This is a genomic window from Fretibacterium fastidiosum, assembly GCF_964642095.1.
Lineage (GTDB): Bacteria > Synergistota > Synergistia > Synergistales > Aminobacteriaceae > Fretibacterium > Fretibacterium fastidiosum.
Genome location: NZ_OZ209244.1, coordinates 63929 through 80329 on the forward strand (window position 1 = coordinate 63929; position 16401 = coordinate 80329).

The window sequence follows — 16401 nt, forward strand, 5'->3', positions numbered from 1 at the left end:
GTCCCGCCTTTACCCCGATCCCAGCGGACACGGAATGGAGGACCCGGCATGAACGACCTGGGAATGATCGTCAACCTGCATAAGCCGGAGGCCGTGGAGATGGCGCGGCGCCTCCTGAGGTGGGGACAGGCGAACGGATGCAGCTTCCTGCTGCCGCACCTGGAGGCCTCGGCGCTGACCGCGGCGGGGCTGAGCGACGAGGAATGGCTGAACACCGTCAAGCTGGCCGTCGTCATCGGCGGCGACGGGACGTTCCTGCGCGCCGCGCGCTACGTCCTGGACTCGGACATCGTCCTCCACGGCATCAACCTGGGACACCTGGGCTTCCTCGCCTCCAGCAAACCAGAGGAGGCGGAGTGCGACCTGAAGAGCATCCTGGAGGATCGCTTCGACGTGCTGAACCGTCGCGTGCTGCGCTGCGTGCTCTACCGCGACGGCGTCCCCCGCTACACCATCTACGCCCTGAACGACGTGGTGCTCTCGAAGAACGCCATCGCCCGCCTGCTGCACATCGAGGTGCAGTTCAACGGCCGCTTCTTCGGCATCCTCCCCGCCGACGGCGTCATCATCTCCTCCCCCACCGGCTCCACCGCCTACGCCCTCTCCGCCGGCGGGCCCATCATCCCACCGCACCTGGACAGCATGCTGCTGGCCCCCCTCTGCGCCCACACGCTGTACTCCCGCCCCCTGATCGCGGCGGCGACGGACCGGATATCCCTCATCCCCAGAAGCAGCTCACGGGACATCACCCTGACCCAGGACGGACAGCTGGCCTACGAGGTCTTCACCGACGACAGGATCGACGTCGATCTGCCGCCGGACAAGCTGATCCGCACCGTGGTCCTGCCGGGGCGCAACTTCCTGGACCTCCTTCAGGAGAAGCTCGGCTGGGGGCAGAGCAGGCCGGGCGTCAACAGGGAGTAGTCATGCTGGAGAGGCTTACCCTGTGGAACATCGGCGGCATCCGAAGGGCGGACCTCGCCTTCGGGCGGGGCCTCACCGTCATCACCGGCGAGAGCGGAGCGGGCAAGAGCAGCGTCGTGCGGGCCATCGAGTTGGTGGGAGGCAAGAGGGGCGAGGTGCAGCTGCTGCGGGCCGGGGAGGACGAGGGAGGCGCCGAGGCGTGCTTCGGGACCGACGCCCGCTTTCCAGAGCTCTCGGACGCCCTTCAGCCTGAGGAGGGGACCCTCCTCGCCCGGCGGACCCTCCTCAGGGGCGGCCGCGCCCGATCCTCGCTGCAGGGCCTGCAAATCCCCCTCGCCACCTATTCCGTCGCGGCGGCCCGGCTGCTCCGAATCCAGAGCCAGTTCGCGCAGATGGAGCTCCTGGACGATGCGCGCCAGCTGGCCATGCTGGACTCCTGCACCTCCCGGGAGGCGCGCGATACGGCCCGTGAGCTGTGCCGCGTCTTCGACGAGGCGAGGGCCCGCAGCCAGGAGCTGAGGGCGATGTCGCGCCGGCGGGAGGAGATCGAACGCCGCTACGCCAACGCTCAGGAGGTCCTGGCCCTCGTGCGGAAGGTGGCGCCGGAGCCGGGGCTGGAGGCCGGGCTGGAGGCTTCCCTCACGGAGCTGGCCCGCCGCATCGTCCGCCGGGAGCGAGCTCAGGATGCCTTGAACCGGCTCTTCGGGGGGCTCTCTGAGCCGGGGCTCCTGGACGGGGTCAAAAACGCCGTCGAGACGTTTCAGGAGCTCCTGCCGGACGAGGCCCGCCAGCGCGTTCAGCAGCGGCTCCGAGAGGGGCTTCACGCGATAGAGGACGCCGTGGACGAGGCCAGGGATGAGCTCAGCGGACAGGAGGAGGACGCGGGGGAGCGGGACCGTCTTGAGGCTCGGCTTGGGGCTTTGCGCCGGCTGAAGCGCCTGTCCAGCTCCGCGGACGAAGAAGGCCTCCTGACCTACTGCCGGGAGGCCTCGCTCAACCTTGAATGGCTTGAGAAGAGCTACCCAAAGCTTGAGGAGCTCACGGGGGAATCGCTGAAGCTGCGCAAGCGGGCAAACGCGCTGGCCATGGAGTTGAGGCGCAGCCGCCAGGAGGCCGCGGCAGCGCTCTCGCAGCGGGTCAACGCACTTCTGAAGGATTTGGCCATGGAGGGGACCTCCTTTGAGCTGCACCTGCGGGAGCTGGGGAAGCTGCGGCGGGATGGAGCGGATGAGGCGGAGTTCGCTCTGCGCGACGGCACGAGGGTGGGGCGCGTCGACAAGATCGCATCGGGCGGCGAGCTGAGCCGCCTTTTGCTGGCGCTGCAGCTCTCGCTGCCCCAGGAGTGGACGCCGCCGACCCTGGTGTTCGACGAGGTGGAGGCCGGGCTGGGCGGAAGGGCAGCCGTGTTGTCCGGCATGAAGCTGAAGGAGCTGTCCCGAAACGCTCAGGTGATCCTGGTGACCCACGAGGCCTCCATCGCCGCGCTGGGGGACGCCCACGTCCTGATCCAACGCTCCGGGGGCGAGTCTCAGATCGAGGCGATCGAGGGGGAGGCGCGCGTGCGCGAGATCGCCCGTATGCTCTCCGGCTCCCCTGACCTGGCCGAAGCCCAGGAACACGCCCGAAGGCTTCTGACGGAAGGCCTCTGGTGAGCGCGTTGTGATACCAATTCGCGTTTAATACCAATTTGCGTCTAAAGGGCAAGAAAGGCCCCCCTGCAAGGGGGGCTGCCCCGAAGGGGCTGGGGTGTTTTTCATAAGACGCGCCTGTCTGACATTCCCCGTCAACGCCTCCACAAGGCAATCAATTGCCTTGCTTCGGCACAGCCGACCAACGCAGCGCCGCAATCGCTGACGCGATTGCATAAGCTGCGTCGTCTGGCCGAGCTGCGGAAGTCCCCCGGACTTCCTTCGCCCTCAGCCGACCGACACGACGCCGACCGCCTGTCGGCGTCCGTAAGTCGTGTCGTCTGGCCGAACCCCTCCGGTTCGCTGACGCGAACCACCTCCCCTTTCAGGGGAGGCAATCCATATTAAACGCGAATTGGTATAAAGAAGGGCAAGAAAGGCCCTCCTTGCAGGGAGGGTCAATTTGTGGGCATAAAAAAGGGCGGAGGAAGCTGACACACGTCAGCTTCCTCCGCCTTTAAATCAGTTTTCTGGCAGCGACCTACTCTCCCGTGTGTACCCCACACAGTACCATCAGCGCTCGCAGGCTTAACTTCCGGGTTCGACATGGGTCCGGGTGTTCCCCTGCCGCCATGGCCACCAGAAAACAATTCTTTACCCTGCATATACCAACAACCAAAATAGAAAACATCAATGATTTGGAGTGCAAAGTTTCGACGTATTAGTACCGGTCAGCTCAACGCCTCTCAACGCTTACACTTCCGGCCTATCTACCCGCTCGTCTTGCGGACGTCTTATCTCTTATAGAGTCAGGTATCTCATCTTGGAGGGGGCTTCCCACTTAGATGCTTTCAGCGGTTATCCCGGCCGAACATAGCTACCCGGCTTTTGCAGCTGGCGCCACAACCGATACACTAGCGGTTCGTCCATTCCGGTCCTCTCGTACTAGGAACAGCTCTCCTCAAATACCTTACGCCCATGGTGGATAGGGACCGAACTGTCTCACGACGTTCTAAACCCAGCTCACGTACCGCTTTAATGGGCGAACAGACCAACCCTTGGGACCTGCTTCAGCCCCAGGATGCGATGAGCCGACATCGAGGTGCCAAACCACGCCGTCGATTGGAACTCTCGGGCGAGATCAGCCTGTTATCCCCAGGGTAGCTTTTATCCGTTGAGCGATGGCCCTTCCATTCGGCACCACCGGATCACTAGCACCAACTTTCGTTCCTGTTCGACACGTCCGTCTCACAGTCAAGCCACCTTATACGCTTACGCTCTCATAGGGCGGTTTCCATTCGCCCTGAGGTGACCTTTGCGCGCCTCCGTTACTCTTTGGGAGGCGACCGCCCCAGTCAAACTGCCCGCCTAGCAATGTCCCCGCGCGTGTTTCAACGCCTCCGGGTTAGAATTTCATCATACAAAGGGTGGTATCCCAACGGCGGCTCAAATGGAACCAAAATCCCACTCTCAATGCCTCCCACCTATCCTGTGCATCGTAGGACAAAATTCAATACTAAGTTACAGTAAAGCTCCATGGGGTCTTTCCGTCCCACCACGGGTACCTGGCGTCTTTACCAGGACCACAATTTCACCGGGCCTACCGTCGAGACAGCGCACAGATCGTTACACCTTTCGTGCAGGTCGGAACTTACCCGACAAGGAATTTCGCTACCTTAGGACCGTTATAGTTACGGCCGCCGTTTACTGGGGCTTCATTTCAGAGCTTCGCACATCACTGTACTAACCCCTCCATTTAACCTTCCAGCACCGGGCAGGTGTCAGACCCTATACTTCGGCTTGCGCCTTATGCAGAGTCCTGTGTTTTTAGTAAACAGTCGCCTGTGCCTGGTTTCTGCGACCACCCTCAGCTTGCACCAAGCGTGGCACCCCTTCTCCCTAAGTTACGGGGTCAATTTGCAGAGTTCCTTAACGATAGTTCTCCCGCTCACCTTAGCCTCCTCAGCCAGTCCACCTGTGTCGGTTTCGGGTACGGGCGCTATGAGTTCTCCTTAGAAGCTTTTCCTGGCAGCCTGGCTTCAATACCTTCGCTCACCTCGCGGCTCGCTCCCCATCAGGTCTAACCTTTAACAAGGGGGATTTACCTCCCTCGTCAGGCCGCTCCCTTAGACCGGGATCCATCACCCGGCGCACCTAGCCTCCTGCGTCACTCCATCGTCGTAACGAACTCATCGCGGGACAGGATTAGCAACCTGTTGTCCATCAGCTACGCCTTTCGGCCTGACCTTAGGTCCCGCCTTACCCTGGGCGGATCAACCTTCCCCAGGAACCCTTGGACTTCCGGTGAGTGTGATTCTCACACACTTCGCGTTACTCATGCCGGCATTCTCTCTTGTATGCAGTCCACACGTCCTTCCGGGCGTACTTCACCCCGCATACAACGCTCCCCTACCGATTCGACTCCTTAAAGTCAATCTCCAGGCTTCGGTGTCATGCTTAGCCCCCAGTATTTTCGGCGCAACAATCCTCGACCAGTGAGCTATTACGCACTCTTTAAAGGATGGCTGCTTCTGAGCCAACCTCCTGGCTGTCCGGGCATCGTCACATCCTTGCCACACTTAGCATGTCTTTGGGACCTTAGCCGTGGATCTGGGCTCTTTCCCTCTCGACCACGAAACTTCTCTCCCGCAGTCTCACTCCGGAACTCTTAAGTAGCGGTATTCGCAGTTTGATTGAATTTGGTACGGTTACAACCGCCCGCGTCCATTCAGTGCTCTACCCCCGCCACTAAACATTCCGGGCTGCACCCAAATGCATTTCGGGGAGAACCAGCTATCACCCAACTCGATTAGCTTTTCACTCCTATCCACACCTCATCCGAGACTTTTTCAACAGGCTTCGGTTCGGTCCTCCACCCCGCTTCACCGGAGCTTCAACCTGGACATGGATAGATCGTCGGGCTTCGGGTCTATTATGCAAAACTAAGCGCCCTATTCAGACTCGGTTTCCCTCCGGCTCCGGAGCTCCTGCTCCTTAACCTCGCTATGCACAATAACTCGCCGGCTCATTTTACAAAAGGCATACCGTCACACACCCGTACACCCGAAGACGTACGTCATGCTCCGATCGCTTGTAAGCATACGAATTCAGGTCTCTTTCACTCCCCGCCAGGGGTGCTTTTCACCTTTCCCTCTCGGTACTCTTCGCTATCGGTCATCTGACATATTTAGCCTTGGACCATGGTCGGCCCGAATTCAACCGGAATTCCTCGTGCTCCGGCCTACTCAGGGTCCGTGCTCAGACAGGCTCAATCCTTTCGCTTACGGGGCTCTCACCCTCTCAGGCTGGCTTTCCCAACACCATTCAACTAGACTTGAACTTGGTAACTGTCCGAGGGCTCTGCAGTGCCCTCCAGCACGTCCCTATTACACCGCCCTGCGCAACGCCTGCAGGCTTACACGCAGTCGGTTTAGGCTCTTCCCCGTTCGCTCACCACTACTTAGGGTATCTCTTCGATTTCTTCTCTATCCGGCTACTGAGATGTTTCACTTCGCCGACTTCGCCCCCGCTCTTGCGGGTCCCTGGCCTGCGCCAGGGGGGTTCCCCCATTCGGACACCTCCGGATCAACGATCGCTTGCCTCTCCCCGGAGCATTTCGCCGCTAGCCGCGTCCTTCTTCGCTGTCAGATGCCTTGGCATCCTTCGTATGCCCTTAGTCCTTTGCTCTCCAATTCATCTTTGCCTTCTATTTCGTTGTCAATATACACAGGGAAAACTACGGGCAAGATATCGAGGCTCGGCAATCAGCGCCAAACCCTTTAAAAGCACTCCTCGGTTTAAAACCTTAAGACTCGTGTCAGCTGGACTTGTCCAACTCACCTGGTCTCCTTAGAAAGGAGGTGATCCAGCCGCACGTTCCCGTACGGCTACCTTGTTACGACTTCACCCCCCTCACCAGACACACCTTCGACGGCTCCTTCCTTTCGGTTAGGCCACCGGCTTCGGGTACACCCGGCTCGGGTGGTGTGACGGGCGGTGTGTACAAGGCCCGGGAACGGATTCACCGCAGCTTGGCTGATCTGCGATTACTAGCGATTCCAACTTCATGAAGTCGAATTGCAGACTTCAATCCGAACTGAGAGCGGCTTTATGGGATCCGCTTCACCTCGCAGTGTCGCTTCCCTCTGTACCGCCCATTGTAGCACGTGTGTCGCCCTGGACATATGGGCCATGATGACTTGACGTCATCCCCACCTTCCTCCATCTTGTCGATGGCAGTCCTGCCAGAGTGCCCGGCCTAACCGCTGGCAACTGGCCGCAGGGGTTGCGCTCGTTGCGGGACTTAACCCAACATCTCACGACACGAGCTGACGACAGCCATGCAGCACCTGTGTATGCTCGTACCCGAAAGTACGTCGTCGCCCTTTCAGACTCCTACCACATACATGTCAAACCCAGGTAAGGTTCTTCGGTTTGCATCGAATTAAACCACGTGCTCCACCGCTTGTGCGGGCCCCCGTCAATTCCTTTGAGTTTCAATCTTGCGACCGTACTCCCCAGGCGGAATGCTTATCGCGTTAACTGCGGCACACCAACATCTCTGCTCGCACACCTAGCATTCATCGTTTACAGCCAGGACTACCGGGGTATCTAATCCCGTTTGCTACCCTGGCTTTCGCACCTCAGCGTCAGTTACTGGCCAGCAAGTCGCCTTCGCCACCGATGTTCTTCCCAATATCTACGCATTTCACCGCTACACTGGGAATTCCACTTGCCTCTCCAGCACTCCAGTCATCCAGTTTCAACTGCTAAACACGGTTAAGCCGCATCCTTTTACAGCTGACTTGAATCACAGCCTGCGTGCCCTTTACGCCCAGTAATTCCGGACAACGCTCGCCCCCTACGTATTACCGCGGCTGCTGGCACGTAGTTAGCCGGGGCTTATTCATGTGGTACCGTCACTTCCTTCTTCCCACATAAAAGAACTTTACAACCCTAAGGCCTTCATCGTTCACGCGGCGTCGCTGGGTCAGGATTCCTCCCATTGCCCAATATTCCCCACTGCTGCCTCCCGTAGGAGTCTGGACCGTATCTCAGTTCCAGTGTGGCCGTTCACCCTCTCAGGCCGGCTACCCGTCGTCGCCTTGGTGAGCCGTTACCTCACCAACTAGCTGATAGGGCACGAGCACCTCCTCCAGTGCATCTCTGCTTTAACCTCTCGGCCTATGGGGTATTAGCGTCCGCTTCCAGACGTTGTCCCCCACTGAAGGACAGCTTCTCATGTTGTACTCACCCGTCCGCTACTCCGTATGCCATTCCGTGTTACCACTTCATGACACCGTCGTCCAACTTGCATGTGTTACGCACGCCGCCAGCGTTCATCCTGAGCCAGGATCAAACTCTCAGTAGAAATTACTGCGAATCGACCGACTCGTACTTCAAAAAGCTCAGCAAAAGCCTCGGGTCACCCCTCAGCCCTCGCTTCACCTCAATATCTCACCCGTAATTCCGTTGTCAAGATGCAAAAACCTAAACCCTTGCTGTTACCGGTTTTTGGTCTGTCGCGCTGCCCTTCAGCGGCGCAACGGTGAATATTATACCCCCTTTCGCAAAAGTGTCAAGGCCTTTTTCAAACCTGTCGTTGTTCTGTGACCATGTCCCCCCGATGTAGGCATGGACCTCGGTCAGGCAAGAGGACAGAGGAAGCGAAAGGGGCCTCTCCTCAGAGCGGTCCTAAGGAAACACTGATTAAGTCGCTAGGAACTGTCACCCGTATTGGCTCCCTTCAGTGCCAGAAACTTCATCAGGCCGCGCGAAGCGCGTGGGGCTTGGGGCGTAGCCCCATTTTTAAACTTAAGGAAGCGCTGAAGGATAGCCTCCGTTTGATGCTCCTTGATCGCTTTCAACAACTTTTGAAGATTAATCAGCGCTTCCATAAGTTAAACAGGTCGGGCAACACGGAGTGAGGTCGCTTGGCATTGCCCCCTCATTACGATCCTTCACTTTAGTATCCCTTCTCCTTCCCTTTTGCGATGGACTTTTGCGATAGAATAGAGGACGAGGCCGAAGCACTGTTTCGATTGTCACCAGGGGGCGTGCCCTTTGAAAAGGATTGGGGAGGAACAACCATGCTGAACGATACCGAACGGGATTTTCTGTCAAAACTGAATGGGACGGAGATTGAGCGGGACCTCAGGGAGATTACCCGATACGAACGCCCATCGGGCAGCGAAGGAGAGAGGCTGGCTCACGAGTACGTGGCCAGTCGCCTGGAGGAGAATGGAATGCCCCCTTTGAGGACAACGTTTCCTGCATGGACATTTTCCTTTGGGGAGGCGCGGATGCGCTTTTGGCTCCGGGGAAAAGAGGGATCCCTTCCCGTGAAGATCTGGGGATACTCGCCCGACGTTTGGGAAAAGCCCGTTCGGGGGAGGGCGGTCTTCGTTCCCCCAGAAAGCTTTCCGCCAGACTCCATCGCCTGGTTTGCCGACCGCAGCTCCTGGTCTGCAGGGGACCTGGAGGGTAAAATTGTCCTGAGCACCACCCGATCCGCCATTGCGATCCAGGATGCTTTTGAGCGCGGGGCTTTTGCCTATGTCTTCTGCTGGCCGTACGGCGATGAAGATGTCATACACGAGAGCGCCGTGTGTGCGGGCTGGGGAGCGTCCCTTCCCGAGGACGTTGAGCTCTATCCGCAGATTCCCGTCTTCGCCGTCAATCGCACAGGGGGCAATCGGTTGATGGAACTTGCCGCATCAGGAGATCTGGACATCGAGCTCCGCGGCCATTCCAGGTCCGAGGTCAGGAAGCTTCCTCTATTGGAGGCCTGTCTTCCCGGAGACTCCCCCTATTTTATCCTTCTGGGCTCTCACATGGATGCCAAACACCACGGCGCAACGGATAATGGGACAGGCTGCGCCCTGATGCTGGCTCTCGCCTTACGCTTTTCCAGCCTGAAGCGGCGGCCTTTTGGCCTGCGCTTCTGCTGGTGGTCGGGACACGAGTTCTCCAAGTACGCGGGATCCTCCAACTATGCGCTCGAGCGTTTTGGGGAGTTGGACAAATACTGTCTTTGCTATATCAATGCCGATGTCCCCGGAGCAAAGGGGTCCGAAGATTTCTCTCAGGTCGCCGCAACACCGGACTTCATGGCATTGGCGCGCGGCGCGGTTCGGGATGTCACGGGGCAGGACGGGGAGCATTTCGGCCCGGTCAATTCCTACGACCAATCCTTCTATAATATCGGCGTGTCCTCGTGCTTCATATGGTCCTCCCAGACCGCACCAGACTCCCCTCATGCCAGTGGCAAAGGGGGGATGCCCTGGTGGTGGCATACGGAGGAGGACACCTTCGGCAAGCACGATATGGAGGTCCTGATGCAGGACTGCCGTCTCTACGCTCTGGGAACCCGCCGTATTCTGGAACCCGGCTGGCTCCCGGACGACAGAGCCCTGTGGGATCGTCTGATCGGAGAACTCGAAAAAATAGACGACAGGCAGGTTCCCGACCTGCATTCCATCCTGGTTTCTCTGAAGACCAGTCGTGAGCGGCTGGCGGGAAAAAGCGGTTTGAAGGAACGCCTATTCGTGATTCGTAAATTGAATCAAGCTCTTTACTGCCAGCGGGCCCCCTATTTTCAGGACTTCCGCATGGGGGAGGCGTACGTACCTGGCCTGTCCCTGCCGCTGGAAGCCCTGGCCACCCAATCGCTTACGGACAGGGCAAAGTTCGTCCTTGACCGTTATATCCTCGCTCAGCGCAACCGATTGCTGTCGCTGGCGCAGGAACTGGAGAGGCTTTAGGGGCATCGAGAGCTCGATAGAGGGTCCCTCTTCCTCTCCTTTTTATCCCCCTCTCGAGAGAAGGGGATAATGACAGGCGGCAAAATGTCCGCTGCCGACGCCGCTCAAAAGGGGTTCTCTTTCGGAGCACTCCTTCCGGGCATTGGGGCACCTTGGATGGAAACGGCAGCCTGACGGCAGGTGGATGGGGCTCGGCAGTTCTCCTGAGATTGCGGTTTCTGTACTTCTGAGCCTCGGATCGAGCGGGGGCTCCGCCCTCAGCAGGATGTCCGTATAGGGATGTGCCGGGTGCTCGAACAGCGCTTCGGTGTCCGCTAATTCGACAATCCTGCCGAGATACATAACCGCAACGCGATGCGATATGTGTCTCACGACACGAAGGTCGTGAGATATAAACAGGGTGGTGAGGTGCAGTCGCTCCTGAAGCTCCTCCAGTAAGTTGATGATCTGGGCTTGTATGGAAACATCGAGTGCCGAAACCGGTTCGTCCGCGATGATGAAACGGGGGGCCGGCGCAAGGGCTCGTGCGATGCCGATGCGCTGGCGTTGGCCCCCAGAAAACTCTCCTGGTAAACGGTCTGCGGCCTCCGCTCCAATCCCGACCATGGAGAGAAGATCGTAAAATCGTTTCTCCATCTCGGTTTTGTGACAGACTTTGTGGAACGTCAGGGCTTCCATAAGCATCTCGCGCACGGACATGCGTGGATTAAGCGAGGAGTAGGGGTCCTGAAAGATCATCTGGAGGTCCCGTCTTACCTTGCGCAACTCTTGTTTCTCCATTCGAGTGATGTCCTTGCCGTCAAACAGTACGGACCCCTCGTCCGGGGTGTAAAGACGAATGATCGTTCGGGCCAGTGTGCTCTTACCGCATCCGGACTCCCCCACCAAGCCCAGGTTTTCGCCTGTTTGGATATCCAGGTCGATATCGTCCACGGCCTTGAGGACCTCTTGAGGGTTTCCCGATATAAAATCCGTGAGCTGCCGCTTCAAGGGAAAGTATTTTTTTAACCCCCGTACCCGTATCAAGGCCGTATCTTTATCCAACGTGTCCATGTCACCCTCCACCCCTTCCTCACATCCGGGTCGAAAAACGCACCTCGTCCGGCAGCTTTGCGTAAAAATAGCAACGCGTGAAGTGCCCTTCGGCAATCTCCGTTAAAGGAGGCAATCCTGCCCTGCAGCATTCCTCGGCCCAATCACAGCGTGGTTCAAAAGGGCAGCCCGCAGGAAGATTCTCAAGGCTCGGGGGAGCTCCCGCAATAGGCTCAAGCCTGGTCCTCGTTCCTTTCCCGTAAGGAAGGGAACGAAACAGGCCATGCGTGTAGGGGTGTCTGGGATGGAAAAAAAGCGTAACCGTATCGCAGAGCTCCATGACGTGCCCTGCGTACATTACAGCGACGCGGTCACACATCTGCGAGACCACCCCCAGGTCGTGCGTGACCAAAATGACGCTCATGTTCATACGCTTCTTGAGCCCTCCGATGAGTTTCATGATCTGATCCTGTATGGTGACATCCAGTGCCGTCGTGGGCTCATCGGCAAGCAGGAGGTGAGGCTGGGAAGCCAAGGCGATGGCAATCATGACCCTCTGTCGCATTCCGCCCGAGAACTGATGAATATATTCGTCTATTCGCTTCTCCGGGGATGGTATCCCGACCAGGTGCATCAATTCAAGGGCACGAGCTCGCTTCTGAGCCCTGCTCATCTGCGGATCCAGGGACTCGAATATCTGCGTGCGAATCGGGAGCACGGGATTCAAGGCCGTCATCGGTTCCTGGAAAATCATGCTGATCTCTCGTCCTCGAAGGCGCCTCAGCTTATCCATTGGAAGCTTCAACAGATCCGTCCCCTCGTAGAGAATTTCTCCTCCGATAATTTGCCCCGGCGGGTTGATGAGGCGTGTGATGCTACGGCATGTTGCGCTCTTGCCACAGCCGGACTCTCCAAGCAGGCCGAAGGTCTCCCCACGCCGAACGGAAAAGCTGACGCCGTTCACCGCCTTAACCATATTTTCGCCGGTGATGAAGTGTGTCCTCAGGTCTTTGACCTCCAGCAGGATATCGGACATTGAACGTCTCTCCTATCGGCCCTTGGTACGCAGGAGATCGGAGAGGCCGTCTCCGACCAGGCTGAAACCAGTCCCCACGATCGCCAAACAAAGTCCAGGCAGGGCTGTCAGCCACCACGCTTTTGAAATAAAGGCCCGCCCCCCCGCGATCAGCGCTCCCCATTCAGGGGTCGGGGGTTGAATCCCCAATCCAAGAAAACTCATAGCGGCCCCGGCGAGCATGCACATCACCACATCCGACGCTCCATAGACGATACAGGAGCTGACGACATTGGGCAGAATATGGCGCAGGAGGATGCGTGCGTCGGAGTATCCCAGGACACGCGCAGCCTGTACATATTCTGCGTCCCGAATGACCAAGACCTCGCTCCGAATCAGGCGTGCGTAGGTCCTCCAACCCACGAGCCACATCGCTATGTAAAGGTTGGCCGTTCCCGGTCCAATGATGGCGACGATGACGATGATGACCAGAGTAAAGGGGAAGGCCAGAAAAATATCCAGTATCCGCATGAGCAGGGCGTCGATCCATCTGCCGTAATAGCCTGCAAGAAGGCCGATGAGAGAGCCGACGACGAATGGGACGATCATGGCGACCAGGCCCAGCTGGAGGTCGACCCGAGCCCCCCAGACCACACGGGAATACAGATCGCGCCCAAAGTTATCCGTACCAAAATAATGCTCTGCTGAAGGGGGCTGCAAAATCGCGTCCACGTTGTGATCGTTTGGACTGTGCGTAGCGATGCTTTCAGGAACGAGGGCGACGATGCACATCAAGGCCACAATCGCAAGGCCGATGGTCAGCGAAGAGTTTCCGAGGATGAGCTTATACCCTTTCCGCCAGGCTCCGCGGCGACGGAGGGATGCAAAAATCTGTCCCATGGCCCTAATCCAAGGCGACCCGTGGGTCGAGCAGCGAGTACAGGACGTCCGTTATCAGGTTGACGAACAGGACCATCACGGCAATGACGAAAATGCCTCCTTGAACTACGGCATAATCCCGACCGAATATGGCCTGGATCATCAAAGACCCGAGCCCGGGCAGATTGAAAACCGTCTCCGTGATGACACTGCCCCCCAGCATGTGGGCCAGTTGCAACGAGAGCAGCGTGGCCGTCGAGATGAGGGAATTGCGCAGGATGTGTCGGGCACGGACAATATTCTCGCTCAATCCCTTGCTGCGTGCGAAATCGACATAATCGCTGCGGGAGATATCCACGATGTTGTTTCGAAGATTCCGAACCAGGAGCGCGGCAGTGGAAAGAGACAAGGTGAATGCAGGAAGAATCAGGCCCATGAAATGCTCCAGGGGAGTGCGCCCCCATCCTCCAACGGGCAGCCAGCGCAGTCTCAACGCAAAGAGCATCATGAGCAGGAGCGCGATCCAGAAGATAGGGGTCGACAGGGCAATCAACGCCCCGGTACGTATCAGATGGTCGGCAACTCTATCCTTTCTGGCCGCTGCAATATAGCCCAAGGGAAGACTTATGAGAAGCGCAATGAAGCCGGAGAAAAGCGTAAGGCTCAGGGTAAGGGACAGCCTTCTGAGCAAAAGCTTCGCGACGGGGACGCCAAAGAGCACGGAGTTCCCCAGATCCAGCCGAAAAAGGTGTTTCAGGAAGAGCCAATATTGTATGGGGAGAGGGCGATTCAGGCCCAGTTTGATCTGAAGGGCCTCCACTTGGGCGTAGGTTGCCCGCTCACCCAGGAGCGTTCGGGCGGGGTCGCCCGGAAGCATGTGAATCATGAGGAAGACTACGATGGTTACGACGAAGAGGACAGGAATCATCTGGAGGATGCGTTTCAGGATGTAGTTGAGCTGCTTCAAGATAAAACACTTCCCTCACACGTATTCCGCAGCTCCCGACGTCGGGAGCTGCGGGGACAAGACTGCAGATGAATAGACAAAACAATGGGCCCCGCGCCTATAGAGATTGTGAGAAGCCAGGGCCCATAACTGCTTCAAAACCCGCTTTTACCCAACGGAATCGGGGTACGAACACGGTCTACTCATCCTTGTAAGCGTCGATGAACACATAGCGTGAGAGTCCCGAGAACTTGAAGTTGTAGACTGTATCCTTCCGTGCAACGGGATAGACGTTCTCGTAGAGCGGATACATTGGGCATTCATCAAAGAGAATTTGCTGAATCTCCTCGTACATGCCGCGACGCTTATCCACATCCAGCTCCCTTTCCGCTGCATGGGCCAGCTGTGTGACCCTCTCGTTCTTCCACCCCGTATGGAAGCCGTGGCTGGCATCGTAATCGGCGATGAAACTGGTGAAGCCTACAGGGTCAGCGGTGTCTGTGGACCAACGCAGCATCGTGACCTGGTGCTTCAGGTTCTGGAAGGTGGCGCTGACCGTCGGCCCTTCCAGTGGAACGAGCTGAAGGTCTACACCAACCTTCGCCCACTGCTCCTTGAGCACTGTCGCGATGTTTTCCATGACGCTGTTGCCGGAGCTGTAGATGATCTCTAGCTTAAAGCCCTTTTCCTGACCGGCATCCTTCAGCAGGGCTCTGGCTTTTTCGACGTCGTACCCGGGGTCTTTCAGTTTCTTGTCATAAAAGGTGTCGACGCGCGGAAAGACTCCGAAGACCGGAGAGCCGTGACCAAAGAGCACCATCTTGATGACAGCCCGCTTATCGGTCGCCAGGCGCAGAGCGTTGCGAACCCTCACGTCATCGAGCGGAGGAAAGGTCACGTTGAAATTGACAAAACGCTGCTCCGTGGAAGGCTCCACGTCTACGGCAAGTCCGGGATAGGAGGCGAGTTCGTCAATCCTGTTTTGAGGAAGATCCCTGACGACGTCGACCTGACCGGCCTGAAGCTGCATGATCCGCGTATTGTCGTCCGGGACGACGATAAAACGGAATTCACTGGCGACAGGTTTGCCCTCGACATGGTAATAGGGATTTTTCTTCAGGATATAACGCTGATTCAGCTCCCACTCGGCAAAATAATAAGGGCCGGTTCCCATGGGACTGTCACGGAATGCCTCTGCCCCCACCTTCTCAAAATGCTTTTTGGACTGGACGGAAAGGGCCGGGTTGGTCAAATTGGAGAGAAAGGGGGCGTAGGGCTCGGACAGGGAGATGACTAACGTATTCTCGTCAGGGGCGACAACCTCCTTGACGGCATGGGCCAGGTAGCTCCACGGGCTTTCCGGCCCCGCGTCCCTCAGACGCAGGATCGACCATATCCAGTCCTCAGGGGTGACGGGCGTGCCATCATGAAACTTGACGCCCTTTTTCAGATTGAAGGTATAGGACAAACCATCCTCGCTGATCTTCCAGCTTTCAGCAAGGCAGGGAACGATTCGGATCCCCCCTTGACCATCCTCCTCGGTCGTCACGAGGGACTCCAGGGCAAAGAGGAGCAGGGAGACAATCTGGCCGTCCTCGGTGATGACGTCAAGGTGTGGCGCCGTCGTGATGCAGGCCACGGATATCGGCGCATCGGAAGCAGCGTTCGCAGCAATGGAAAACTCCGGAGCAAAAAACGTAACGAGGCACAACAACGTCAATAAAACCCTACTCCTGGTCAAGATAAAATTCTCCTCCTTATGTTCCTAACCGTGTCAATTTTTCAATAGACCCATCCACTAACCATGAGAAGCGCAAGGGAAATGGCTACACCTATTCCTGTAGCCGGAAGATGACGATACAAAACCTCTTGAGATTCATAATGTATTCTGCGCTTTGAAACAACAGAATAATGCATTTTCGAGGGAAGAGAACCGTCCTCCTCTCTTTGCCTTTATCGGTATCACGCTGTTGGCATGAATTTGAGAGGAGAAATACACCTTACTCTCTTGAAGCATCTTGAAGTTATGTTGACTGCCTTTGCCCATGGAAATGCAAAGAACATTCTGATACTCTTCTTCCTTCAGTTGCCCGCGCCTTTTTAAGTGATTCGTACTTTAAAGAATAACTCTTGTCCACCATTATAACAAGGCTGGTGGACAAGCCTTGTAGTATACAAATGTCTTTTATACTTTAATACGATACTATACAGCGA

Annotated in this window: 8 protein-coding genes and 3 rRNA genes; 3 read left to right on the forward strand and 8 right to left on the reverse strand. The window is 57.4% G+C overall.

Translation table 11 applies throughout. The features are described from left to right. Nucleotides 1–48: 48 nt before the first annotated feature. Nucleotides 49–924: an NAD(+)/NADH kinase gene (locus tag ACK28C_RS00285; RefSeq protein WP_015555795.1), complete on the forward strand. Its 876-nt coding sequence runs from the start codon at nt 49–51 to the stop codon at nt 922–924. A gap of 2 nt (nt 925–926) precedes the next feature. Continuing rightward, nucleotides 927–2576, forward strand: coding sequence for an AAA family ATPase (locus ACK28C_RS00290; protein ID WP_015555794.1), 1650 nt, complete (start codon nt 927–929; stop codon nt 2574–2576). Nucleotides 2577–3080: 504 nt separating this feature from the next. Here the strand turns inward: ACK28C_RS00290 and rrf are convergent. From rrf to ACK28C_RS00305, 3 genes are all read right to left on the reverse strand, one after another. Beyond that, a 5S ribosomal RNA gene (gene rrf, locus ACK28C_RS00295) occupies nt 3081–3196 on the reverse strand. 57 nt (nt 3197–3253) lie between these two features. Next, a 23S ribosomal RNA gene (locus ACK28C_RS00300) occupies nt 3254–6239 on the reverse strand. Between the two features lie 166 nt (nt 6240–6405). Beyond that, a 16S ribosomal RNA gene (locus tag ACK28C_RS00305) occupies nt 6406–7923 on the reverse strand. The 16S, 23S and 5S rRNA genes sit together here, the layout of an rRNA operon. A 718-nt stretch (nt 7924–8641) precedes the next feature. On the opposite strand from ACK28C_RS00305, the gene ACK28C_RS00310 reads away from it, so the two are divergent. Beyond that, on the forward strand, nt 8642–10315 hold the full coding sequence (locus ACK28C_RS00310) for a M28 family metallopeptidase (RefSeq protein ID WP_015556018.1): 1674 nt from the start codon (nt 8642–8644) through the stop codon (nt 10313–10315). 42 nt (nt 10316–10357) lie between these two features. Here ACK28C_RS00310 and ACK28C_RS00315 read toward each other — a convergent pair whose 3' ends face one another. The 5 genes from ACK28C_RS00315 to ACK28C_RS00335 all read right to left on the reverse strand — a co-directional run bounded on the left by ACK28C_RS00315 (nt 10358) and on the right by ACK28C_RS00335 (nt 15907). Further along, nucleotides 10358–11368 (reverse strand): ABC transporter ATP-binding protein, encoded by a 1011-nt coding sequence (locus ACK28C_RS00315; protein ID WP_015556017.1) that lies wholly within the window; start codon nt 11366–11368, stop codon nt 10358–10360. A 19-nt stretch (nt 11369–11387) separates the two neighbouring features. Then, nucleotides 11388–12383, reverse strand: coding sequence for an ABC transporter ATP-binding protein (locus ACK28C_RS00320; protein ID WP_015556016.1), 996 nt, complete (start codon nt 12381–12383; stop codon nt 11388–11390). 12 nt (nt 12384–12395) lie between these two features. Next, nucleotides 12396–13262, reverse strand: coding sequence for an ABC transporter permease (locus ACK28C_RS00325; RefSeq protein ID WP_015556015.1), 867 nt, complete (start codon nt 13260–13262; stop codon nt 12396–12398). Nucleotides 13263–13266: 4 nt separating this feature from the next. Further along, the gene (locus ACK28C_RS00330; protein WP_208872582.1) at nt 13267–14208 is read right to left on the reverse strand and encodes an ABC transporter permease; all 942 of its coding nucleotides are present in this window, start codon (nt 14206–14208) and stop codon (nt 13267–13269) included. A gap of 178 nt (nt 14209–14386) precedes the next feature. Then, nucleotides 14387–15907, reverse strand: a complete 1521-nt coding sequence (locus ACK28C_RS00335) for an ABC transporter substrate-binding protein (RefSeq protein ID WP_409152298.1) — start codon at nt 15905–15907, stop codon at nt 14387–14389. Nucleotides 15908–16401 lie beyond the last annotated feature (494 nt).